Source organism: Roseibium aggregatum, from assembly GCF_017309185.1.
GTDB lineage: Bacteria > Pseudomonadota > Alphaproteobacteria > Rhizobiales > Stappiaceae > Roseibium > Roseibium aggregatum_B.
Window position 1 is genome coordinate 1,446,957 of the sequence record NZ_JAEKJZ010000001.1, and the last position, 23,681, is coordinate 1,470,637.

Consider the following 23,681-nt stretch of genomic DNA (forward strand, 5'->3'; position numbering starts at 1 on the left):
CGATCTGGCAAAGGTGAATATGTAACCCGGCGCAATCTGGTGTAGTGATGGGATCACCAAGGAGAGCGTCCCTTGATCTGACGGATAGACGGTCGTCTCTGCGTTCCTATGAGGTGAGCTGCTCTTCTGTGGTTCAGAGAAGTTGGTTTGTGACCCAATGCAGTGGATACTACAGAAGTTCGAAGACACCGGAAAGCTGGCTGAAGCCCTTGACCGGCTTGGCATTGCGTACTCATGGCAACAAGGTTGTCCCCTTCGTTGGAGAGCTTGTTCCTGAACCGGTCGTTGACAACCCTGATCAGGTGATCTTGTTCGGGTCATATACCCTGTGGAGATACGCTGGCTCCAAGGGGTACTATCCGGGCGTGTTCAGGCTTCGTCCCTTCGTTCACGAACAGGCATGGCATCCTTTCCTTCTCAACGGGGCGGATGCGCTTTTTCTAACTCTCCAGGAGGCGCCTGAGAGGCTCGCGGGCGATGAACGGGAGTGGTTCGTGCGCCCTGTCGATGACAGCAAGGAAGAGCCTGGAAACGTCAAGACAAGCGCGGAGTTAATCCGTCTGGCTGAACAGGTGCTTCTGCTGGACGAAGCTGAAATTCCGAATGGCTCCTTGCGACATGACACGCGGCTCATGCTCACTAAACCCGTTCACATCCTCAAGGAATGGCGTCTCTGGATCGTTGAGGGGCAGGTGGTCACGTGGTCGCTTTACAAAGAGGGGAGGCGCGTTGTCTACCGGCACGAGATTGACGACGATGCGTTGGAATTTGCCCGTCGCATGGTGGAGGTCAATCCCGGGTACTCACCGGCCTACGTTATCGACGTGTGCCGAACCGAGGAGGGCCTGAAACTCCTTGAAACGAACTGCATCAATGCCGCTGGCTTTTACGCCGCAGACTTCATGCAGCTTGCCTCCGCTATTGAAGGGCTGGACCGAAACTAGTCAGCTTTCCCGCGTTTTCGGTCACTGGTTTTCGGCTCCGACACTCGTATTGTCGGTTGGTGGGAAAACGATGATACGGGCAAGCGGTCTTCAGCCAAGTTTTTGCGAACCTGCCCCGAAACCTTCTTTGCGAAAAAGCGTCTGAACAGGGTTTTGACCGCGAGCGTTTCGCATGTCTGCTGAATGCGGTGAGGCTTCACCACGATTTCTGCGATCCGGCCTTTAGTTTCGGCCAACGCAGCGCTCTGGCCGGTCGATGAATTGGACGCAGGATCGTTCGCGGGAACCGAAGAGAAGTCCGCAAAATACCGCTAGGTTATTGAAAAAATGGTGGGCGATACTGGGATTGAACCAGTGACCTTTCCGGTGTGAACGGAATGCTCTCCCGCTGAGCTAATCGCCCTTGATGCTCGTGGATTGCGGGTGTCTACGTTAATTCGTCCACCGAGGCAAGGCCCTTTTTATGCGGGGTTCCTCTTTGAGACCACTTAAAAAAAGCGTCTGACCGGACGATGACGCCTTTAACGAAGATGACTGTTTTCGAGCCGGTTGAGGGCCACAAAAGCAATACGAAGGTTGGACCTGCGCATCTGTTCATGGTCCTCAATCCACGGGCCTTAATCCACAAACCGCGAACTCTGTGACTAAATCCGATAATGATGTTGTTGAGCTTGGTGACAGCGATTACAGGACTCCAGGTACAGCAACCGCTACGCGAGAATCAAGCATTCGAAGCCTTGTTTGTGAGTGTGTTTCCGTCAAGGAGCAGGGCGTCATGGTAATGCGGCGTAGAGCGGGTAAAAAATAACAGTAATAAAAGTACGCATATGATTGTGTACTTGTTGTGCGACGAAGCCTACGTGCTGGCAATGCAGAATCAACAACGATCAATGCGCCCGAGGTGTATTGTTTCGCTGGGTCGTCTTTCGTTCTCCCAGCGGCTTTCACCAAGCTCAGTAGCAAGGAAAACATGTACGACACTCTTCATCTGAAAATACCGGCACACCGGCCGGAAGCAGAAGCCGTTGAAGCGGCCGTTAAGCCGACCCGCGCGGTTCAACGTCGGCACGGGTAGGCAGTCCGATGGATCTAAACCAGGAAAACGCCCGGCTCCGGGACCTGCTCGACGTCAAGGACGCTCGAATTGCGGAACTTGAGGGGCTCGTCTCCGATCGGGTCGTCAGCTTCCCCCAGGAATGGGACCTGTCGCAAATTCAGTCGGAAATGCTGCGCTTTCTACTGAAGCGTCCCGGCAAAAAAGAGAGTTTGCACGCGGCACTCTATTGGGACAGGGACGACGGCGGGCCGGACGTGAGAAACGTCCCTGTGCATGTCTGTCTTTTGCGGCGTAAACTCAAGCCGCACGGGATCGAAATCAGCTGGCTGCCGGATCGCGGGTACTTTCTCAGCGATGACATGAAGCTGAAGATCCGCCGCGGCTGAGTCCGAGCTTACAAAGAACTTGCCCGTCACTCTGCGGAGTGGCGGGTTTTTCCAGGGGCGGCATGGCATCGTGAACAAGACGGTTGAGTTCGCGTTAGCGCCGGTCTCGCCACCCTCTTTTGGCACTTCAATCCCCGCTTCCTCCGCGAAAACGCCTTATTCGGCGCATAACCATCTGAATGCCCGTCGTTTTTCGGAGTATTTCTTATGATTTTTCGCGTTTCTTCTACCGCTCTTCTTTTGTTTTCAACCTCGCTTGCCGCCCTTGCCGCAGAAAATGGCCCGATTACCAGCATCACGTTGTCTTCCGGCGGCCTGGCCGAGGTCGTCCGCAAGGCGGATATCGACAGTTCGGGACTGATCAACATGACGGTGCCGCTGGATCAGGTGAACGACGTTCTGAAGAGCATCGTCGTCTTCGACGAGGCGGGCGTGGTGGAAGGCATCACGTTGCCCGGACCGAGCCCGCTTGCCGAAACCTTCAAGAACCTGCCATTTTCCAAGGAGGATCTGCAGTCGCCGGCGCAACTGCTGTCGAAGCTCCAGGGTACCGGTGTCCGGCTGGACCGGGCAGGGTCCGACGTGGAGGGGCTGGTGCTGGGCGTCTCCGTCCGCGACCGGGGAGACCAGGGACAGGTTGCCGTGGTTTCGGTCCTGAGCCAGGGACGGATCGTCGGAGTCGAACTGGAGCCCGATACGGAAATCACCTTTCTCGACGCCGATATCCAGAACCAGGTGGCCAAGGCCCTGTCGGCGGTTGGCAACGGCAAGGCCGACGGTGCCCGCAATGTTGCGCTGAAGGTCGCGGGCGAGGGTGCGCGCGAGGTTGCCGTCTCCTATGTGGTACCGACACCGATCTGGAAAACCGCCTACCGGGTCGTGACCATGGCCGATGACACGGCAAGGCTTCAGGCCTGGGCGGTTCTGGAAAACGCCAGCGGAGAGGACTGGGAAAACGTCACCGTGACGCTCTCCTCCGGCGCGCCGGTCACGCTGAAACAGCGGCTGCACGATCTTTACTGGCGGGAGCGGCGGGAGGTGCCCGTGGATGTGTCGGCCGGTTACGTTCCGCGCGCGGACTCAGGTGCCCAGGCGTCCCTGGACGGCTTCGGCATTGAGGAAGTTCGCAACCGGGCGACCGGGCTTGCCCGGCTTGCCGCGCCGGTGGCCGAAGCCGCGCCGGCTCCCATGGCCTACAATGTCGCGTCCGCAAACGTGGGCGAGGCAAGCGAAGGCGCGGTGACCGCTTCCTTCACGCTGCCCTGGCCTGTCGATCTGGAACGCGGTCAAACGCTCTCCGCACCGATTGTCGACCGGGTCGTCTCCGCCGAAACCGTATCCGTATTTCAGCCGGAAAGCGGACTTGAGCATCCGATCGCCGCGATCCTGATCAAGAACGAGACGGACACCAGCCTGCCCAAGGGCATCCTGACCGTTTACGATGAAAGGGAAGGCTATGTCGGCGACGCTCAGATCAACGGCATGCCGTCTGGCGAGAGCCGGCTGGCGAGCTTTGCCACCGACAAGAAGGTTCGCGTCAAGCAGACCGCGTTTCCCGACAACCGGATCAGCGAGGTCAAGGTGGCCGACGGCGTTCTGACCGCCACCATCCGCCAGCGGGCGTCCGTTGCCTATGTCATCCAGGGCGCGCCGGACGCCGACCGAACCGTTGTTGTCGAACATCCCAAACGGCCGGGATGGGAGTTTTCCTCGCCGCAGCATCTCGACGACACGGCAACCCATCACCGCTTGAAAATCGAGGTTGCCGAAGGCGCGACGGAGACGGTCACGGCCCTGTCAGAACGTACGTTGAACGAGACCTACAGGCTCGTTTCGACCGGTGCGGAAGAACTTCTCAGCCTGTCGACGCGGACACCGGAGCCCGAGGTAGCGGAAAAACTGAAGGAACTGGCCGGACTGCAATCGGAAATCGCCCGGGTCGAGCGGCGGATCCGGCAGTTGCAGGCCGGAAAGGACGAGGAGATGGCCGACCAGCAGCGGCATCGCGCCAATCTGGCCGCTCTTCAGCCGGGCGCGGATCTTTACAAGCGCGCCGCTCTCAAACTGTCTGAATCGGAAACGCGGATCGAGGCGATCGATACGGATATCTCGGATCTGAAGACGCGGCAGGCAGAAATACGCCAGACCCTTGGAGACGCGATCCGGGCATTTTAGGGCGCGACGTGTTCAACCGGATTTTGCTGCATCGCTTTTAGCTGAAATCATCGATTTCAGACTGCGAAAAGCAATGACGACGCAACGCGATCTGCATTGGGTTTTCGTCCTAGACGGTCCGGCTTGAAAGGCTGTCAACCGCCGCCTCAAGTTCATTGAAGTGGGAGATCACCCTGTCGGGATTGAGTTCGCTGACAGGGACCGGCGTGTAGCCGAAGTCGACGGCGACGACGGGAATGCCGGCGTTGCGCGCGGCGGAGATATCCGTGCCGCTGTCGCCGATCATGATCGAGCCCGCGACCTGGCCCCCGGCGCGTTCGATGGCACCGAGAACAGGCTCGGGGTGAGGCTTGGCAACGGAAAACGTGTCGCCGCCGACAACCGCATCGAAATGTCTCGCAAGGTCCAGTTCCGCAAGCAGGGGCAGGGTCAGCCGCTCCGCCTTGTTGGTGCATACAGCCAGTTTCCAGCCATCGCCGCGGAACGTTTCCAACGCCGCAACCACGCCTTCGAACGGTCTGGTATGAACGGCGATATTGTCGGCGTAATGCTCGAGGAAGTGGCGGTAGAGCGGAGCGACGGTCTCATCGGTCCAGGAGATGCCGTTGAACTCCAGACCGCGTTGGAGCAGGACCTTCGCGCCCAGACCCACCATATGCGCGACCTCTTCCTGAGGTATCGCGGCGTGGCCGGCGGCGGTCATGACCGCGTTCAGCGTGGCGACGAGATCCTCCATGGACGACACGAGCGTGCCATCCAGATCGAAAACCAGAACAGACATGTGATCCCCGGAACTGAAACTGCCGGCTCTGCCTAGCCGGTGATCGTCCCGTCCGCAAGCCACACCTTGCCGGGAACGCCCTTCTATAATTTGTAGGCGCTGCGGAACCCGCCCCAGTGGCGGCCCTGGACGACGATCGGGGCGTCGATCTCCTTCATCCAGACAATGTTGCCGCCGCCCATATCGCGGGCATAGGTCTGGATCAGGAACGGCCGCGTATTGCGCGCCGCGCTCAGGCCTGCCCGGTCGTCAAAGATCCGCTTGTTCCGGCAGTTGGCCGCATTCCAGACGGGATCTCCGGGTTTTTGCGGCTTGGAGTAGATCAGGTTGTGCACCGGCAGATAGCCGTTGCGGTCGACGGTGGCGCAAAAGGCCATGCCCTGGTTCTTGCCCAGAATGTCTTCCTGGATTTCCGGAAGTATGTTTTCCAGTTGTCCAAGGGCACGGGTCGTGACCTGCTGCGGATCGGTTCCCGCGACCGGCAGGTAGTTGGTGTCGAACAGGTCGTCGGTCGTCAATTTGCCTTCTTCAAGCAGCTTTTCCATCGCCTCGGTGATGCGGGCTGCGCCAGACTGCGCGATTTCGACTTCCTTCGCATAGCTGTCGTGGGTCGCGGCGATTTCCCGGTCGAGCGCATTCCGGAACGACCCATCCGGGTTGACGAAGCGGCCGTGGCAGCCTTGTTCGGAAAGTGCTGTGACCTGTGCTTCCACCTGTCCCAGGCCGGAAATATTGAGACCGATCCTGCTCCCGGGACGCGGCGGTGTGCCGTTCTTGACCACGAACAGGAGGCCGCCATCGGAGAGGTCATGTGTCTCGATCGGCGCGGAGATGGATCCGTTTGTCATCGTTCCGGAGAGCTTGACGGGCAGCCGGTCGTGCTGACGCCTGTCGCCGGCTTCCGTCTGCCGGATCATCATCGAGAACCGGGCCCGCAGCGCCTTGGTGGCCGCGCTCATTTCGGCTCCTGACTCGCGGGCAAGCATTCCACCTTCCTCCGCCGCCTGGGCGGACGCCGTGATCCCCTCGACGCGGCGGACCACCTCCTGCACGAATTCGGCGGTCTGGTTGGCCTGCTCGCCGATCTTGCCGGTGGTTTCGACCTGGGACTGTACCGCGTCCTCGACCGCGGCGAAGCTCGGCCGGATCCTGCCGATCACTTCGATGATCCGGTTGACCGAACCGAGATTGTGCTCCGCCGACTGGTTGAGCCGGTCGATATTGGCGACAATCTGTTCGGTTGCGGATTGGGTCTCCACGGAGAGCGCCTTGACCTCGCTTGCAACGACGGAAAAACCCTTGCCGGCTTCGCCTGCCCTGGCCGCCTCGATCGTCGCGTTGAGAGCAAGAAGGTTGGTCTGTTTCGCGATGTCCGAGATCAGGCCAACCACATTCGCGATATCGTCGATGGCTCTTTTCAGTTCCAGCACACCCTGATTGACCTGGTCGGCGACATCGCGCGCTTCGCCGGCAAGCTGGCCGGAGAGGGCAACCTGAGACCCGATTTCGCTGCTTGAGGTGGTCAGGTCCTGAATGGATGCGGCGAGTCCGTTGGCGTTTTCGCCGGCGAGAGCAGATTGGTCCACCAGCGACTTGCTGTCGTCGCGGATGGTTTCAAGCTTGCCCATTTGACTGACAAGCCGTTCCTGAACCTTTTCCGCCGCCGCGTCGATCGTCTTGGCCGCGACTTGCAGGTCGTCTTCAAGGCTGTCCAGAACAAACGCCACTTGATCGTGTGGGTTTTCCTTAGAGGGTTCAACAGACCCCGTTTCAGGTGATGCCGCAAGGTCAGGAGGATTTACCTCGTGAAAGGCGCTCTTGTTAGTTTGACGAGTCCTAAGTTTAAAGAGGTTCATCGCGTTATGGTTGTCCAGAACTCTAGGAAAATTTGAAACAGTATCGGCGTGTAATCTAAAATCATTGTTAATACCAAGGCGCGTTGACTGGGTCCCATCCAGCCGGTCTTTCGGCCGTTCGACGCAGCGGTGCGTGACATGGACAATACCCCGAGGCACCTTCGATCCGCCCTCTGGCAAAAACGCCTTGGAAAGACGGTCGCATGGGACGCGACCCGGGCTGGCAGACTCTGAAAGCGCGATCAGAAAAAGACTGCTGGTCGTTCCTTGTTGAAATGGGGAATGTCACTGGACCGGCGGATGTCGGCCATGCTAAGCACCCGGCGGCCAGGGGGAGTTGACTGGCTGCGGTCTGCCCGACGGAGCGTGGCTGAAGGTAGTGAGAATGAGCGACGAACTTAAACGGCAAGCTGCGGAACGCGCCGTGGATGATATCGAATCCGGCATGCGGCTTGGAATCGGCACCGGTTCAACGGCGGAGTTTTTCGTAAAGGCGCTTGCCCGGCGTGTCCGGGAAGGGCTCGACATCGTCGGTGTGCCGACATCGGAACGAACCCGGAAACTGGCTATGGAACTCGGTATCCGGCTGTCGACGCTCGATGAGATGCCGCAGCTTGATGTGACGGTCGACGGCGCGGACGAACTCGATCCGAACCTCGCCCTCGTAAAAGGCGGTGGCGGTGCCTTGCTTCGGGAAAAAATCGTGGCATCGGCCTCCGGCCAGATGATTGTCATCGCGGACGCCAGCAAGCAGGTCCCGGTCCTTGGCCGGTTTCCGCTGCCGATCGAAGTCGTACCGTTCGGTCTGGAATCGACCAGGCTTGCGATCCTGAATGTCCTCGCCGGCCTGGATCTGCCACAAACGCTGACGTTACGCGGAGGAGCGGCGCAGCCTTTTGAAACGGATGGCGGCCATTTCATTCTGGATGCGCATCTTCAGGAAATCAAAAACGTGAAAGCCCTCGCGGATCGTCTGGTCGCGATTCCAGGCGTCGTCGACCATGGGCTGTTCATTCAACTTGCAACAAAGGCTTACGTGGCGGCGGAAGATGGGGTAAAGACCGTCTTTCCCCTCTGATTGGTGTTGGTTATTCTTTTCAGGCCATGGATGGAAGCCGCCTAGGAGTAAAAATATGAAACGTGTCAATAAATTCACGCGGGCCGCTGCACTGGGCACAGCTTTGTTTGCCACAGGCATATTTTCGGCCGGGGCAATCGCGCAGGAAACCGGCGCCGCCGCGCAGGCTCCCGCGAAACCGAGTTTTTCCGAAAGCCATCTGGCCGCGGCCAAGAAAGTTGCGATAACCACCAAATCCCTGGAGCCGTTCGACGAAATTCTGCCGCTGATGGTGGATCAGTCCCGCACGGCGTTCATTCAGGCCACCCCGGCACGGGCCGAGGAGATCGTCGAAGTGACACAGGAAGTCGCTTTGAAGCTGGCTCCGAAGCGCGCGGAGTTGAACGATGTGGTTTATCAAGCCTGGGCGCAACTCTTCACCGAGGAAGAACTGAACCAGCTTGCGGATTTCTACAGCACCGATCTGGGCCAGAAGCTCACCGAAAACATCCCGAAAATTTCCGCTTTTTCCGTTCGGGCTTCGCGTGAGTGGCAAGACAAGATCTCCACGGAAATGGTGACAATGATCCAGGAAGAACTGAAGCGGCGCAACGAAGCGGCTCAGTAATCCCCGGGGGACGCTACGTCCCGTCCATCACGTCAATCGGAGGCCGGCGTTTTGTCCGGCCTGCGGGCCGTTTGAGCGACCCGTTTCTTTTTTCGATCGGTCGGTTCGAACCGGTTGGATTTCCAATACTTGGTCTTATCTGAGGTAGGTCCGGTTACCGCCGGGCAATGAGACGATTTGAGAGAAAAGAGGCGCATATGACCGACTACGACTACGATCTCTTTGTTATTGGAGGCGGGTCCGGCGGCGTCCGCGCGGCAAGGATCGCGGCCACACACGGCGCGCGTGTCGCAATCGCCGAGGAGCACCGCTACGGCGGAACCTGTGTGATCAGGGGGTGCGTGCCGAAAAAACTGTTCGTCTATGCCTCCAAGTTCGCCGAAGAGTTCGAAGACGCCGAAGGGTTCGGCTGGTCGGTCGGGGAACGCAGTTTTTCCTGGGAAAAGCTGGTCGCCGCCAAGGATCAGGAAATCGCGAGACTTGAAAACATTTACCGGCGCAATCTTGACCGGGCGAATGTGGAAATACATGACAGCCGCGCGGTGATCGAAGGGCCTCAAACCGTTCGCCTCATGTCGACGGGCACGAAGGTGACGGCCAGGTACATCCTGGTCGCAGTCGGGGCATCGCCGAACCTCGACAACAGCCTGCCGGGTATCGAGCATGCGATCACCTCCAACGAGGCGTTCCATCTGACCGAGTTGCCCTCCAGGATCCTGATTGCGGGCGGAGGATACATCGGTGTTGAATTCGCCGGTATTTTCAACGGGCTCGGGGTTGAAACCACGCTGATCTACCGCGGAGACGAAATCCTGCGCGGCTTCGACAACGATTTCAGATCCGCTGTCCGGGAGGAAATGGAGAAGAAGGGCGTCAAATTCGTCCTGAACGACTCCTTCGAGAAAATTGAAAGGCTGCCGGACGGTACAGCAGCGGCACACACGCAAGGTGGTCAGATACTGCAGGCCGACAAGATCATGTTCGCGATCGGCCGCAATCCGCACACCAGGGATCTGGGGCTCGAGAAGGTCGGTGTCGAAATGGACAGGATCGGGGCCATCAAGGTCAATCCGGATTCAAGCACAACGGTCGAGTCGATCTACGCTGTCGGTGATGTGACCAACCGGGCGAACCTGACACCTGTCGCCATCCGCGAAGGCCACGCCTTTGCCGACACGATATTCGGCAACAATCCCTGGACCGTCGATCACAGCCTGATTGCCACTGCCGTCTTTTCCCAGCCTGAACTTGGAACGGTCGGCCTGACCCAGGAAGAAGCCCACGAGCGCACTCCGAACCTGGACATCTACAAGTCGAGTTTCCGGCCGATGAAGCACACGCTCTCCGGACGGGATGAGAAGATGCTGATGAAGATGATCGTCGACGCCGACACGCAGAAGGTCCTGGGGGTTCACGTTCTTGGACCGGACGCGGGCGAACTGGCGCAGGTCCTCGGTGTCACGCTGCAAATGGGGGCGACCAAAGCGGATTTCGACCGGACGATCGCCGTCCACCCGACTGCGGCGGAAGAACTGGTGACCATGCGAGAGCCGACGGAACGGCTTCGCGGCTAATACGCCTTCGTCCGAGACTCGCTTCGCGAGACCGAATGCTTGGGGGCCGTCCCCTAAGCGCGCCGGGCTGTGGCCTTGAATTCCGGGACCGGGGAGGGGGCGATGCCGTCGTTCCCGATCTCGCTGTAGAAGGTGAAGCGGCTTCGACCCGATTTCTTGGAGTGGTAAAGCGCCAGGTCGGATGCGGCGACCAGCGCTCCGGCGGTCGCGCCGTCGAGGGGCGCAACCGCAATTCCGATGCTGAGGCCGATTTGTGCTGAACGGTCGTTTCCAACCGGAACGGGCGTGCGCGCGCACTCAAGCAAGGCTTCGCTAAGCAGACGCAGGTGAGCCCGCGCGGTCGATCCGTGATAGATCACGACGAATTCATCGCCCCCGACGCGGCATACCAGCCCGTTGCCGCCGACAATCGCGTCGAGACGGTCGGCCATGGTCTTGATGACAATATCACCTGCGGAATGTCCGAAGGTGTCGTTCACTTCCTTGAACTGGTCGAGGTCGCAGTGGATGACGGCAAGAGGGTGATCTGGCAGCGAGTGGACGGCGCTTTCAATCGCGCGGTTGAATTGCAGCCGGTTTGCCAGACCGGACAATGTGTCGTGCAACGCAAGACGTCGGTTCTGCTCTTCGCTGGCCTGCAGGGACGCGGTAAGCTTGCCGATCCGCCAGGCGATGCCAAAGGCCACGGCGCCAAGGGCCGCGCTGATAACGGCGATCACCGGAATGACCGTCGGCCAAATGGAAGCACCTGCGGTTTTCCAGTCCCATCTGAAGGTTCCCACAGGCGATCCGAGCGTATCGGTAATGGAAAGCAAGGGACCGTATTCCGGAGAGGTTGGCCCCTCGGCGAAACGGAGAGACGGAAAGTTGACCCGATCGCTGAGCTGGCGCAGCAACGCATCGTCGATATAGGTGGCCGACAGGATGAACGTCGGCTGGTCGTCCGGTAGGGTCTCCTTGAAATCGTCGGGCATGATCGGCATGGCGCCGACCAGCGCGGGTTTCCCGTCGATGCGGATGAAACCCATGTAGGCGTATTGCGCGGGATCGACCCCCTTGATGGAGCGGTGGCCGTAGCCTCCGGGAACGCGGACCCGGTTGCGGACAAAGAGTTCTCCGAGAATTTCGATGATGGCCAGAAGTTCAGAAGCCTTGTCCAGTTCGTGACGGACGATATGCGTGTAGTCGCCGAAGGACTCCGCGAGTACCTGGCCTTCGCCGGAGATAAGCATGACCTTGCTGTGGGCATAGTCGTCCCAGAGCGTGTTGAAGCTCTGGCGCACATAGCCCGGATCGAAGTCGCGCACCAGCCTGGCGACGGATTGATCCGATGTCGCGACCTTGACGAGTTCCTGGACAATCGAGCGAAGCCGATGGTCAAGCGTGTTCTTGAAAAGATGCTCCTCGTGAGCGATCGCTTGCCGGACCGAAGCTTGAGAAGAAACGAAACCGACAAACGCCAGCGACGCGGATGTCAGCGCGATCAGCACGCCAGCCAGAAGGAATGCGAGCCGCGAAATGTGATGCCGCGGACCAAACGAGGAAGCGTCACTGTATCTTTGCCGGACTTCGTTCAAGTTGCAATCCTGCAAGTATTTGCAAACTTCTGGTTTAATTATGACTGTTGTCGTTCGGGAAGTTAGCTGGATGATATTAATAATATATGGCTTCAGTTCAATATTATGGAGATTAGTTACATGTTTATATTTTAAGGAAATGTAAATGACAATTTTCACAATGAAGTATTACGCATCTTAAGCAACGTTGAAAATTGGAGCAGACGAACCCGTCAATAATTCAAAGACGATTGTCTGCAAGGCCTGTCGCCGGGCAGGGGCGCAAGGTGCTCAGGTGAGCTGGAAGACTATCGATGAGCGAGAAGTCGAATGTCGAGACATTCGCGGCGCGGCCGCAGACAAAGAGGATCCGGTGGAGATGAAGCTGCCAGGGGCGGGCGGGGTTCCGGCCATCTCGGCACTCCTGTCAGGTTCAACAAACGGGAGCGATCAAATGGGGTCTCCTCGAGCGCGGTCTGCTTGAGGTCTCACGCCTCATCGAAACGGCCGAGCGCCTTAACAAAACGATCTATTTCATCTTCGGTGTTGAAGGCATGCAGAGATGCCCGGACGACGGCCTCCAGCCCGCGTTCCGGAAGGTCTATCCGCGCCGAACTGGCACGGCTCACCGAAACGTTGATATGGGCGTTCGAAAGCCGTTCCTTGATTTCAGCCGGCGTTTCGCCTTCCTTCGTGAAAGTGACGATGCCGCCCTTTCTGGCGCCCTTGTCGTGCAGCGTGACGTCGGCCAGGCCAGAAAGCTCGGATCTGAGTTGGGCACCAAGCGCGCAAATCCGGTTGCTGAGCCGCTCGATTCCGAAGCCTATGGCGTAACTGGCGGCGACGCCCAGACCGATCTGCCCGGCCACATAGCGCTCCCACGTCTCGAAACGCCGGGCATGGGGAACCAGTTCATACGATGTTTCGTCGATCCAGTTGGCGGATTGCAGGTCGATGAAGGGCGGCTCCAGCTGATCGAGAACGCTGTCGCTGACGTAAAGGAAGCCGGTGCCGCGCGGGCCGCGCAGGTATTTGCGGCCTGTTCCCGACAGCATGTGACAACCGATTTCCTTGACGTTGAGAGGCACATGGCCGGCCGACTGGCAGGCGTCCAGCAGGTAGAGGACGTTCGCGGACCTGGCGATTTCGCCGACCTCTTCCGCCGGATTGATCAGTCCGGAAAAGGTCGGAATATGCGTCAGAGCCACCAGACGGGTTCTTGGGCCGATGGCCGCCCTGAGCGCCTTGAGATCGATTTGCCCGGTCTCGTCGTCCTCGACGATGTCGATCTCAACTCCCTTGCGGCGTTTCATCTGCAAAAAGGCGACGTAGTTGGAAACATATTCGGACCGTCCGGTTACGATCCGGTCGCCCGTCTTGAAATCTATCCCGTAAAAGGCCATGTCCCAGGCACGGGTTGCGTTTTCGATATAGGCGATTTCGTGCGGTTTGCTGCCGATCAGCGCCGCAAGGCTGGTATAAAAAGTGTCCATCCCGGCCTGAGCCGCCGCTGCCGCCTCGTAGCCCCCCAGTTGCGCTTCGAGATCGAGATGCTGTTTGACCGCGTTCACGACGGGCGACAGCGCAAGACCGGTTCCGGCATTGTTGAAATGGATCAACTGCCAGACGCCGGGCGTATCTTTTCTCAGCAGTTCGACATCCTGTTGAGAAAGAGATGGAACAATCATTGTAGTCTCCCGCGTTCCCGACCGACTGAAATCCAGGGGCTTGAAACTTAAAACCCATGACGATCACTTATTTTGGATATGGTTCTCTCGTCAATGCTGACACTGTTCCTTCCGGCACCGAGGTGACCCCCGGCAAGCTGCGCGGCTGGATCCGGGAATGGAAGGTCTGCGGTACCGGCGAGAACGGTGTTGGCCGTTGCGCCTTGACGGTGCGACAGCACGCGGAAACGGAAATATGGGGTGTCATGGCACGGGAGCCGTGGCACCGGTTGGATGCGCTGGAAAAACGCGAGAAGCGTTACGACAAGGTCGGCCGGGTCGGAACGGCCTTCAGATGCGACGCGGCCGATAGGCCGGGACCCGCCGACCTCTTTCTCTTCAGGGCGTCGCCGGACCATTACCGGTGGGGCTGCGAGAAACATCCGGTCTTGCAGAGTTATCTGGATTGCGTGCTGTCCGGTTACTTCAAGGTCTGGGGAGAGGAGGGGGTCGATCACTTCCTTCGGACCACGGACGGCTGGCACGTTCCGGTGCTTCCGGACAGGGAGGCGCCGCACTATCCCAGAAAGATCGTCCTCGACAGTGACCTTGCCGCCCTGTTCGACGAGAAGCTGACCGCTCTCGGCGTGCGCTATCTTCAGCCCGGCGGATGACACCGGGCTCAACAAACTGGAACCCGCCCGGCCTCGGATTGTTCGATCTGCCGTGCTTTGCTGTCAGCCGCCAAAGAGGCTCTGCAGGCCGTGACCTGCCAGATAGGCGATCCCGGCGGCGAGCATGCCGATCGCCGTGGTTTCCACGCCGCAGGCCAGCCAGCTTCTCTGCGACCAGCGCGCCCTGAGAGAACCTATGACGAAGAAGGCGCTGGCCGTGAGGGCGCAGGCAACGAGCGACCCGGAGGGAAGGGACAGAACGAAAGGAAGCAGCGGGATCGATCCGAACAGGACAAAGGCCGCGAAGGTATAAAGCGCGGCTTTGAGAGGCGCGCGGCTGGCATCCGACAGGCCGTATTCGCCCTGCATCATGGTTTCGATCCAGGTCGCCTTGTTGGACGTCACGAGGCGGACAATCTCTTCCAGGTCTTCACCCTCATAGCCTTTGCTCCTGAAGATCTGACGGATTTCCTCGCGCTCGCCGTCGGGTTCCACGGCGATATGCTTTTCCTCGACTGCCTTGAGGCGCGCGTAGTCCTCGTTTTCGGATTTCGATCCGGTGTAATTCGCGGCGGCCATCGAAAACCCGTCGGCAAGCAGATTGGCGATGCCCAGGATCAGGATAACGTTGGTGGAAAGCGATGCGCCGACGGACCCCGCGACGACCGCGAATGTCGTCACCGCGCCGTCGATCCCTCCGTAAACCCAGTCTCGCAGATAGCTGACGCTGGGCCCGAGCGCGAGCCGGTCAGCGATCTCCTTACGTTGGTGGCTGTGTTCCAAACCTGTGTTGGACATGCTGGCTCCCATCTTGTTTCGGCATCATGCGCCAGGGGGGCTCCGGACGCCATGATCCGGGTCAAAAAGATCCTCGCAGGCCCGACCGGCGGTTTCCGGCTAAAAAGCGGGACCTTTTTGGCCGATTGGCCGGTGGCATTGGTTGCCCGGGGAGTGTATAAGGCCGCACGTTTGCTTCAATGAGGCAGGCAAAAACGAATGAAAATATCAAGGACCGCGTAGCGATAAAGGGGTCGAAGACCTTTGGGTCCAGCAGGAGTTGAGGAAATGGCGGAGAAGTGGAGCCCGGACAGCTGGAGATCTAAACCGATCGTGCAGGTGCCGGATTATCCCGATAAAGAGGCTTTGGCGGAGGTTGAGCAGCGCCTGTCGACATATCCCCCGCTGGTTTTTGCCGGTGAAGCGCGCGCGCTGAAAAACCAGCTCGCGGATGTCGCGGCCGGCAACGGCTTCCTGCTTCAGGGCGGGGACTGCGCGGAGAGCTTTGCCGAGCACCAGGCGGATCATATCCGGGACTTCTTCCGCGTCTTCCTGCAGATGGCGGTGGTTCTGACCTATGCGGCGAGCCAGCCGGTCGTCAAGGTCGGCCGTATCGCCGGCCAATTCGCCAAGCCGCGCTCCTCCAGCGTGGAGAAGAAAGGCGATGTCGAATTGCCGAGCTATCGTGGCGATATCATCAACGACATCGACTTCACGCCGGAAAGCCGGATCCCGGACCCCAACAGAATGGCCATGGGATACCGCCAGTCTGCGGCAACGCTGAACCTGTTGCGCGCCTTTGCCCAGGGCGGGTACGCAAACCTGGATCAGGTGCACCAGTGGATGCTCGGCTTCATTTCCGACAGTCCCCAGGGGCATCGCTACAAGGAGCTGGCCGACCGCATTACCGAGTCGCTCGACTTCATGCGGGCCTGCGGCGTCAATTCCGACAGCGTTCCCCAGCTTCGCTCGACGGATTTCTTCACCAGTCACGAGGCATTGCTTCTCGGCTATGAAGAGGCCCTGACCCGCATCGATTCCACCTCCGGAGAATGGTACGCAACTTCGGGCCACATGCTGTGGATCGGCGACCGCACACGGCAGCCCGACCATGCCCATGTGGAATTCTTCCGGGGGATCAAGAACCCGATCGGTCTGAAGTGCGGTCCCTCGCAGACCCCGGACGGGCTCCTTGAGCTGATCGACATTTTGAACCCGGACAACGAACCGGGCCGGCTCACCCTGATTGCCCGGTTCGGTGCGGACAAGGTCTTCGATCACCTGCCGCAGCTGGTGCGGGCGGTGGAACGCGAGGGCAAGTCCGTCGTCTGGTCCTGCGATCCGATGCACGGCAACACGATCACGGCCGGCGGTTACAAGACCCGTCCGTTCGACCGCATCCTGAAGGAGGTGGAAGCCTTCTTTGCCGTTCACCGGGCCGAAGGCACCCATGCCGGCGGCGTTCACGTCGAAATGACGGGCAAGAACGTGACCGAGTGCACCGGCGGCGCACGGGCGTTGAGCGAAGACCAGCTCGGCGACCGTTACCACACCTATTGCGATCCGCGCCTCAACGCGGACCAGGCACTGGAGCTTGCTTTCCTGATCGCGGAAAACCTCAAGAAGGAACGCGACGGCCGCCGGGCCGAGCCCCTGGCCGCAAGCGCCTGACGGCGCCGGAATTTGATATGCGAAGGGGCGGCTCTGGCCGCCCCTTTTGTTTTTTGAAAAATTTCCTGAAAAATAACAGGATCGGTAAGCCTCGTTTAACGCGGATAATGCATACGTTCCTCAAGGGAAACGGCTGAACGAGGAGAAAGGCCTTGCGGGAAAACTGGGATCTGACCAAGGTCTCGTGCCTGATTGCGGAAGACAACCCGCATATGCGGGCGATCCTGCGCTCGGTGCTGTCCGGTTTCGGCATTCGCTCCGTCTTTGAGGCGAGCGACGGGGCCGAAGCCCTGGAACTCCTGGTGGACAGAAGACCTGACATCGTTCTGTGTGACTGGGTCATGAACCCCTTCGGCGGCGATGAGTTCCTGCGCATTCTCAGGCGGGATCGCGACCTGGTGATCAGCACCACTCCGGTTCTGGTCGTGACCGCTCATGCGAAACGCGCCACGATCCTGGAGGCGATCAATATCGGCGTGCACGGTTTTGTCGCCAAACCGATCGCACCCGCGATCCTTTACCAGCACATTGGCGAAATCCTCGACCGGCAATACCTTCACGGCCGCAACAAGGGTATTCCGGCGCCCGGATCGTCGAAACGGACCCGCAGCCTGAACATACCCGCCGACCCGGACGACCTGTCGGGTGGAGCAATGGCGAACGAACCGGACGGATTGGCGCTTCTTTAAACAACGGGGGTTGAGGCGGCAAACCGCCCGGCTTTGTCGAACAGGGCGATTGCAACCCTCAAGACTTGCCGTTACATCAGGAGACGATGACATCTCCTGGCTCCGTTTCCATGATTTCCGATCGATTTAGACTGGCCGTAGCGCAACTGAACCCCACTGTTGGCGATGTTGCCGGCAATACCGGCCTTGTCCGCGAAGCGCGGCGCGAGGCGGCTGAAAAAGGCGCGGACCTCGTCCTGACCTCCGAGCTTGTGCTGGCCGGCTACCTGCCGGAAGATCTGGTGCTGAAACCAGCCTTTGTGAGCAGCTGCATGGAGGCGGTCGAAACGCTGGCAAGGGAGACGGCGGACGGCGGCCCCGGTCTCGTCGTCGGTTCGCCGTGGCGCGGCGAGGACGGCAAGGTCTATAACGCAGCGCTTCTGCTCGACCGGGGAGAGGTCAAGGCGGTCCGCTACAAATACGATCTGCCGAACTACAGCGTCTTCGACGAAAAACGTGTCTTTGCCGCCGGCCCCTTGCCCGGCCCGGTCGATTTTCGCGGCGTGCGGATTGGCCTGCCTGTCTGCGAGGATATCTGGAATGACGAGGTCTGCGAGTGCCTCGAGGAAACGGGGGCCGAGCTGCTTCTCGTTCCCAACGGCTCGCCCTACTGGGAAAATCGGGCGGAGCACCGGCTGCAGGTCGTTGTTTCCAGGGTCGTGCAGACTGGCCTGCCGCTTGTCTACTGCAACCAGCTCGGCGGTCAGGACGAACTGGTGTTCGACGGCGGCTCGTTCGCGCTTCAGGGCGACCGCAAGCTGGCGTTCCAGATGCCGCAGTTTAAGACGGCAATCGGGATCAGCGACTGGAAGCGGGACGGGGACAGCTGGATCTGCGAGAGCGGCGAGATCGCAAAGTTGCCGGACCTTGACGAGGCCAACTGGCGCGCCTGCGTCATGGGGCTTGGCGACTATGTCGACAAGAACGGTTTTCCCGGCGTTGTGCTCGGCCTGTCGGGGGGCATCGATTCCGCCATTTGCGCGGCCATGGCCGTCGATGCGCTTGGAGCGGACCGGGTTCACGCGATCATGCTGCCCTACCGCTACACCTCCGGGGAAAGCATCAAGGATGCCGCGGAGTGCGCGGCGGCACTCGGGATCCGGTATGACACGGTGCCGATCGCCGAACCGGTGGAAGGCTTCCTGTCCACCTTGAGCGGCCTGTTTGAGGGCACGAAAGAGGACACCACCGAGGAAAACATCCAGTCGCGCGCGCGTGGCGTGATCCTGATGGCGGTCTCCAACAAGTTCGGCCACATGGTCATGACCACGGGCAACAAGTCGGAAATGTCCGTCGGCTACGCGACCCTCTACGGCGACATGAACGGCGGCTACAACCCGATCAAGGACCTTTACAAGACGCAGGTCTATCATCTGGCCGCGTGGCGCAACGAGATCAGGCCGGCAGGGCTTCTGGGCCCGGCGGGCGAGGTGATCCCGCGCAACATCATCGACAAGGTGCCGACGGCGGAACTCAGGGAAAACCAGACGGATCAGGATTCGCTGCCGCCCTACGACGTGCTCGACGACATTCTGGAATGCCTGGTCGAGGATGAGATGTCCGTCGGCGATATCGAAAAACGCGGCCACGACAGGGCGCTGATCCACCGCATCGAGCACCTGCTGTATATCGCCGAATACAAGCGCCGGCAGGCGCCTCCCGGCGTGAAGATCACGGAACGCAATTTCGGCAAGGACCGGCGCTACCCGATCACCAACCGGTTCCGGGACCGCTCGTAAGCTTGTCCGGGCAGGTCTCTCCAACCGGTACGGGGAGTGGAAACGGGCGATATCTCGCTTTTTTGCGCGAGAATGCCCGCTGGCTGTCGGCGAGCTATCTGCTGGCCGTGTTTTCCGGTTTCGGTCAGACCTTCTTCATTTCTCTGTCCGGCGGCGACATTCGCGCCGAATTCGGTCTGAGCCATGGCGAACTGGGCCTGCTTTACATGCTGGCGACGCTCGCCAGCGCGTTGACGCTGCCCTATGTCGGCCGGAGCCTGGACCACTTTCCCGTCCGAAGGATCGCCGCGGTGGTGATGACCGGCCTGGCGCTGTGCTGTCTGGCGATGGCGGCGAGCTTCTCGGTCTGGTCGGTGGCCCTGGCCTTCTACGGTCTGCGCCTGTGCGGGCAGGGCATGATGACCCATACGTCGCTCACCGCCGCAGGGCGTTGGTTTTCGGCGCAGCGGGGCCGGGCGCTTTCGATCGCGGTGCTGGGGTTTCCAACCGCCGAAGCCCTGTTTCCCCTGTGTTTCGTCGTCTTGAACAACCAGTTCGGCTGGCGTGGCGCCTGGACGGTCTCCGCCTGCGTGCTGTTCCTGCTCGCCATGCCCGTGCTTTTGACGCTTCTCGCGCGCGACAGGGTGCCGAGTGTTGCGGAAGTGGCGACGGCCAGACCGGAGGGACGCCAGTGGACCCGTCGGGAAGCGCTGCGCGATCCGCGTTTCTGGGTGGTCTCCTGCGGGGTGAACGCGCCGGCCTTCATCGGAACGGCGATCTTCTTTCATCAGGTCTATCTGGTCGAGTTACGCGGCTGGACGCTTGAACTGTTCGCGAGCGCCTTTCTCGTCATGGCGGCGGGTGTCGTGGTCGCGTCGCTGACGGTCGGCCCCCTGATCGACCGCTTTTCCGCCCGCCAGCTTCTTCCCTTCACGCTGGTGCCGCTCTCGCTCGGCTGTTTTGTGCTTGGGCTGGTTCACGCTCCCGCGGCAGCCTTCATCTTCATGGCGCTGGTCGGGATTTCCAACGGCTTCAACAGCACGATGGTCGGCGCCCTGTGGCCGGAGGTCTACGGCACGCGGCACATGGGCGCGATCCGCTCTGTCGCCTTCGCGATCATGGTGTTCGCCTCGGCTGCGGGGCCGGGTCTTGTCGGCTGGCTGATCGATCTGGGCGTTGCCTTCGATCTCCAGATCTTCGGCATGGGCCTTTACTGCGTTCTCTTTTGCGCCGTCCTCGCGGCTGCGGCACGGGCTTATCGACCGATTGAATATTCGTGAGATCAAGGTCAGTTTGGGGCTTGCCGCAAGGCGCGGCGCGGGCTAACTCAGGCGCCATGACCGTTACCGTTCGTTTCGCGCCGTCTCCGACCGGCCACATCCACATCGGCAACAGCCGTCCCGCGCTCTTCAACTGGCTCTTCGCAAGGAAGAACGGGGGAGCGTTCATTCTGCGCTTCGACGACACCGATCTCGAGCGCTCCAAGGCCGAATATGCCGAGTCGATCGAAACGGATCTGCGCTGGCTGGGCATTCAGCCGGACCGGATCGAGCGCCAGTCGGAGCGGGTCGCAAGCTACGACGCGGCCGCGCAAAAACTCAAGGATGCCGGTCTGCTTTATCCCTGCTACGAGACCCCGGACGAACTGGAACGCCGCCGCTCGCGCCAGCGCGCGCTCGGCCGACCGCCTGTTTACGACCGGGCAGGACTGAAGCAGAGCGACGAGGAGCGGGCGGCCTTCGAGGCCGAGGGCCGCAAACCGCACTGGCGGTTCGTGCTGCCCAATCACGATGGCGACCCGTTTCAGACGCGGCGGACCGACGTGAGCTGGACCGATCTCTGCCGGGGAGAGCAGGCCGTCGATCTGGCCTCGTTGTCCGATCCGGTCCTGATCCGCGCGGACGGAACCTACCTTTACACCTTGCCATCCATCGTCGACGACATCGACATGGGCGTGACCCATGTGATCCGGGGCGAGGATCATGTGGCCAACACCGGTGTGCAGATCGCGATTTTCGAAGCGCTTGACGCGAAGGCCCCCGTATTCGGCCACCATAATCTGCTGACGACGCGGGACGGCGAGGGGCTTTCGAAACGCAAGGGGGCGCTGTCCATCGGCTCGCTGCGCGAAGCCGGGCTTGAACCGATGGCGGTCGCGTCGCTGGCGGTCCTGACGGGAACGAGCCAGGCGGTCGAGCCCGTGCCGGCCATGGAGCAACTGGTCGAGAAATTCGACCTGTCGAACGTTTCAAGATCGTCGGCCAAATTCGATCCGGAAGAGCTGAAAAGCCTGAATGCCCGCCTCGTTCACGACCTGCCTTTCGAAGCGGTCAGGGATCGGCTGGCCAGTCTCGGGATCGATCCGACGGAAACGTTCTGGAACACGGTACGCGGCAATTGTGAGACCGTTTGCGCGGCCGCGGCCTATTGGCAGATCGTCGACGGATCAATCGAGGGGAAGATCGAGGATGAAGACAGGGAGTTCCTGTCAAAAGCCCGCGACCTGCTGCCGGAAGGCGACATCACAGTGGAAAGCTGGCCGGCCTGGACAAACGCGCTGAAAGCCGAAACCGGCCGCAAGGGGCGGGCCCTGTTCATGCCGCTGCGCCGGGTGCTGACCGGGCTGGATCACGGTCCGGACATGAAGGATATGCTGCCGCTCATTGGGCGACAAAATATTCTGGACCGACTACCCTGACGCTACGCTTTTCTTCCGGGGCGGCGCGAAAACCGTCGTCGTCGTTCCGGAAGACCGGAGAGACCGTGGCGATGTCGTCCCCCTCGGTGTCCGTCCGGGCGCGGATCGAAAGCAGAGGCAGCGCGCTGCCGGGCTTCCCGCCGGACACGGCCAGCGTGTTCTCGTCCCGGCGCAGGGTGTCCGCTCGGTCCAGATCCGCGCTGACATCAAACCCCTTTTCCAGATTGAACAGCGTATCCGGATCCTGAAAAAGCGGCAGCCGCGCCTTTTGCAGCGGTGTCCGGGAGAGGGGCGAGCTCGCGGCGCCGGTTCCCGCGAATGCACCGTTCCGGCCGGAGGGCCGGGAGGAGCCGGGGACGCCTGCGCTGATGTCGGAGAAATACACCCGTTTGGAGGGGGAGACGTTTAACTCTCTCCAGGCGGACCGCGTCTTCGATTGTCCGGCAGCGCGGCAACTGCAGTTTTTGACGAGTTTGTCCCTGTAGCGGTAGGCGAAGGGCTGATCGGAATAAAGCGTTCCGGCGAGCGACATCATTTCGGACTGGTCGCCGCCGGGATTGCGGTAGACATAAAGTTCCGTTTCCGATGCCGGACAGATCTCGGAGCACCGCGCCGCGTCGTTGATGAACTGGCCCTTGTCGGTCGAATAGCTCACGGGAAAGAAATATCCGTCGCAGGTGCGCACGCACAAAGTCCGGAACAGACCGCCGGACGGCAGGCGCAACCGACGCGGGGTTTCGGACTTCTGGTGCGAACGAACCCGGACGATTTCCCGCTCGCGCCGGTCTGGGGCTTCGGCTTCGAGCATCGCGCCCGGATTGAACAGGCGTTGAAACAGATTGCGGGGTTTCTCACCGGCCGGCCGGTTTTCCGTCCGGGCTTCCCGGACCTTCGCCGGCCCGTTGCAGTTCTGCCGCTCGAGCGACGTCCGGATCTGCCGGATGCGTCTGGTGTCGCGCGAGCCGCCGCCGCCACCGGTTTTCCGGAGCTGACGGTCGATGGCTCTCAGGTTGGCCTTCATGCGTTTGATCTTGCCGGAAAGCACCTTGCATTTCGGCGCACCGGACGCCGGACAGCCGAAATAGTTGGCGTCACGCTCCGCCGCCGCGATGGCCTTTTGCTGCTGGCGCCTGGCGGTCGACCATTTGTTCGAGGCTTTTGAGGGGCTGGCAGAGGCGGACTCCAGACGCCGCAGCTCCGCATTCAAGCTGGAGCAGCTCGCCGCCTGCGCGGCGTTCCACGGCGAAGCCGTCGCCGCCAACAGGCAGAGCAAGACGAGACTCCCGACAGATCTGGCGCTTTTCCAAGGCCGCATACCCATCCCCCACAGCGCTTTCATCCCGCCGCAGCGTAATTTGCTGCCGGCTTCACTATCGCCGTAACGCCGAAACGTAACAACATAAGCGCTCATGTTCGGTTAATGACGAGACGGTTTGTGGATGGCTCGTGAAAATGACCCGGCTGTTCGGATCGAGCCTCTGCCGGACGATCGGAAAAAATGCCGCGATGCGGCCACTTTCTCTTATTAGCAAGTATAGGCCGTCGAAGACGCGGCGGAATTTAATCCTTGCTGCTTGGAAAAAGTGACATTCGAGAAAGCAAGGCAGATTGAGTGCTTGCTGCCAGGAAGACAAAGAGATGCCAAATGAACCAGCTATCTGTTGATAAGAAAGGAATAGTTAAGGAATTGGTGAGCGATAATTTGCGAATCAGCCGTCGGAACTGAGACGCTAC

Annotated in this window: 17 protein-coding genes, 1 tRNA gene and 1 pseudogene; 12 read left to right on the forward strand and 7 right to left on the reverse strand. The window is 60.3% G+C overall.

All coding sequences use genetic code 11. From position 1 onward, the window contains the following. The first annotated feature begins 157 nt into the window (after window positions 1-157). A pseudogene (locus JF539_RS06235) lies at window positions 158-944 on the forward strand (ATP-grasp domain-containing protein). A 328-nt stretch (window positions 945-1,272) separates the two neighbouring features. Here the strand turns inward: JF539_RS06235 and JF539_RS06240 are convergent. Further along, window positions 1,273-1,347, reverse strand: a tRNA-Val gene (locus tag JF539_RS06240). Between the two features lie 680 nt (window positions 1,348-2,027). Between JF539_RS06240 and JF539_RS06245 the strand changes: the two genes are divergently transcribed. Both JF539_RS06245 and JF539_RS06250 read left to right on the forward strand, forming a co-directional pair. Continuing rightward, entirely contained in the window at window positions 2,028-2,387 is a 360-nt protein-coding gene (locus JF539_RS06245; protein WP_207139462.1) for a helix-turn-helix domain-containing protein, read from the forward strand. Window positions 2,388-2,594: 207 nt separating this feature from the next. Next, entirely contained in the window at window positions 2,595-4,562 is a 1,968-nt protein-coding gene (locus JF539_RS06250; RefSeq protein WP_207139463.1) for a DUF4139 domain-containing protein, read from the forward strand. Between the two features lie 109 nt (window positions 4,563-4,671). Here the strand turns inward: JF539_RS06250 and gph are convergent, their stop codons facing one another. Together gph and JF539_RS27970 are read right to left on the reverse strand one after the other, a co-directional pair. Continuing rightward, window positions 4,672-5,343 (reverse strand): phosphoglycolate phosphatase, encoded by a 672-nt coding sequence (gph, locus tag JF539_RS06255; protein WP_207139464.1) that lies wholly within the window; start codon window positions 5,341-5,343, stop codon window positions 4,672-4,674. A gap of 83 nt (window positions 5,344-5,426) precedes the next feature. Next, a complete protein-coding gene (locus JF539_RS27970; protein WP_328809205.1) occupies window positions 5,427-7,070 on the reverse strand; it encodes a methyl-accepting chemotaxis protein in 1,644 nt (547 codons plus the stop codon). Window positions 7,071-7,584: 514 nt separating this feature from the next. Between JF539_RS27970 and rpiA the strand changes: the two genes are divergently transcribed. The 3 genes from rpiA (at window position 7,585) to gor (ending at window position 10,458) form a co-directional block, all read left to right on the forward strand. Next, a complete protein-coding gene (gene rpiA / locus JF539_RS06265; protein WP_207139466.1) occupies window positions 7,585-8,277 on the forward strand; it encodes a ribose-5-phosphate isomerase RpiA in 693 nt (230 codons plus the stop codon). A gap of 55 nt (window positions 8,278-8,332) precedes the next feature. Further along, window positions 8,333-8,884, forward strand: coding sequence for a DUF2059 domain-containing protein (locus JF539_RS06270; RefSeq protein ID WP_207139467.1), 552 nt, complete (start codon window positions 8,333-8,335; stop codon window positions 8,882-8,884). 197 nt (window positions 8,885-9,081) lie between these two features. Next, on the forward strand, window positions 9,082-10,458 hold the full coding sequence (gene gor / locus JF539_RS06275; RefSeq protein WP_207139468.1) for a glutathione-disulfide reductase: 1,377 nt from the start codon (window positions 9,082-9,084) through the stop codon (window positions 10,456-10,458). A 53-nt stretch (window positions 10,459-10,511) separates the two neighbouring features. On the opposite strand, the gene JF539_RS06280 is transcribed toward gor, so the two are convergent. Both JF539_RS06280 and JF539_RS06285 read right to left on the reverse strand, forming a co-directional pair. After that, complete coding sequence (locus JF539_RS06280; RefSeq protein ID WP_209017016.1) at window positions 10,512-12,035, reverse strand: diguanylate cyclase domain-containing protein; 1,524 nt, start codon at window positions 12,033-12,035, stop codon at window positions 10,512-10,514. Between the two features lie 467 nt (window positions 12,036-12,502). After that, window positions 12,503-13,702 carry an aminotransferase class V-fold PLP-dependent enzyme gene (locus JF539_RS06285; protein ID WP_207139469.1) on the reverse strand — a complete coding sequence of 400 codons (1,200 nt, stop codon included), beginning with the start codon at window positions 13,700-13,702 and terminating at the stop codon, window positions 12,503-12,505. A gap of 56 nt (window positions 13,703-13,758) precedes the next feature. Here JF539_RS06285 and JF539_RS06290 point away from each other — a divergent pair, with 56 nt between their 5' ends. Continuing rightward, window positions 13,759-14,355 (forward strand): gamma-glutamylcyclotransferase family protein, encoded by a 597-nt coding sequence (locus JF539_RS06290; RefSeq protein ID WP_207139470.1) that lies wholly within the window; start codon window positions 13,759-13,761, stop codon window positions 14,353-14,355. Between the two features lie 63 nt (window positions 14,356-14,418). Here the strand turns inward: JF539_RS06290 and JF539_RS06295 are convergent, their stop codons facing one another. Continuing rightward, window positions 14,419-15,153 (reverse strand): VIT1/CCC1 transporter family protein, encoded by a 735-nt coding sequence (locus JF539_RS06295; RefSeq protein ID WP_207139471.1) that lies wholly within the window; start codon window positions 15,151-15,153, stop codon window positions 14,419-14,421. A 267-nt stretch (window positions 15,154-15,420) separates the two neighbouring features. Between JF539_RS06295 and JF539_RS06300 the strand changes: the two genes are divergently transcribed. The 5 genes from JF539_RS06300 (at window position 15,421) to gltX (ending at window position 21,947) form a co-directional block, all read left to right on the forward strand. Then, complete coding sequence (locus tag JF539_RS06300) at window positions 15,421-16,803, forward strand: class II 3-deoxy-7-phosphoheptulonate synthase (RefSeq protein ID WP_207139472.1); 1,383 nt, start codon at window positions 15,421-15,423, stop codon at window positions 16,801-16,803. Window positions 16,804-16,955: 152 nt separating this feature from the next. Further along, window positions 16,956-17,492, forward strand: coding sequence for a response regulator (locus tag JF539_RS06305; protein ID WP_209017017.1), 537 nt, complete (start codon window positions 16,956-16,958; stop codon window positions 17,490-17,492). Window positions 17,493-17,602: 110 nt separating this feature from the next. Continuing rightward, window positions 17,603-19,270 carry an NAD+ synthase gene (locus tag JF539_RS06310; RefSeq protein ID WP_207140863.1) on the forward strand — a complete coding sequence of 556 codons (1,668 nt, stop codon included), beginning with the start codon at window positions 17,603-17,605 and terminating at the stop codon, window positions 19,268-19,270. A 62-nt stretch (window positions 19,271-19,332) separates the two neighbouring features. Then, the gene (locus tag JF539_RS06315) at window positions 19,333-20,529 is read left to right on the forward strand and encodes an MFS transporter (protein WP_236042348.1); all 1,197 of its coding nucleotides are present in this window, start codon (window positions 19,333-19,335) and stop codon (window positions 20,527-20,529) included. Window positions 20,530-20,585: 56 nt separating this feature from the next. After that, window positions 20,586-21,947 carry a glutamate--tRNA ligase gene (gene gltX, locus JF539_RS06320; protein WP_207139474.1) on the forward strand — a complete coding sequence of 454 codons (1,362 nt, stop codon included), beginning with the start codon at window positions 20,586-20,588 and terminating at the stop codon, window positions 21,945-21,947. On the opposite strand, the gene JF539_RS06325 is transcribed toward gltX, so the two are convergent. Next, window positions 21,910-23,220 (reverse strand): DUF2865 domain-containing protein, encoded by a 1,311-nt coding sequence (locus JF539_RS06325; protein WP_209017018.1) that lies wholly within the window; start codon window positions 23,218-23,220, stop codon window positions 21,910-21,912. The two genes, gltX and JF539_RS06325, sit on opposite strands and share 38 nt — an antisense overlap. Window positions 23,221-23,681 lie beyond the last annotated feature (461 nt).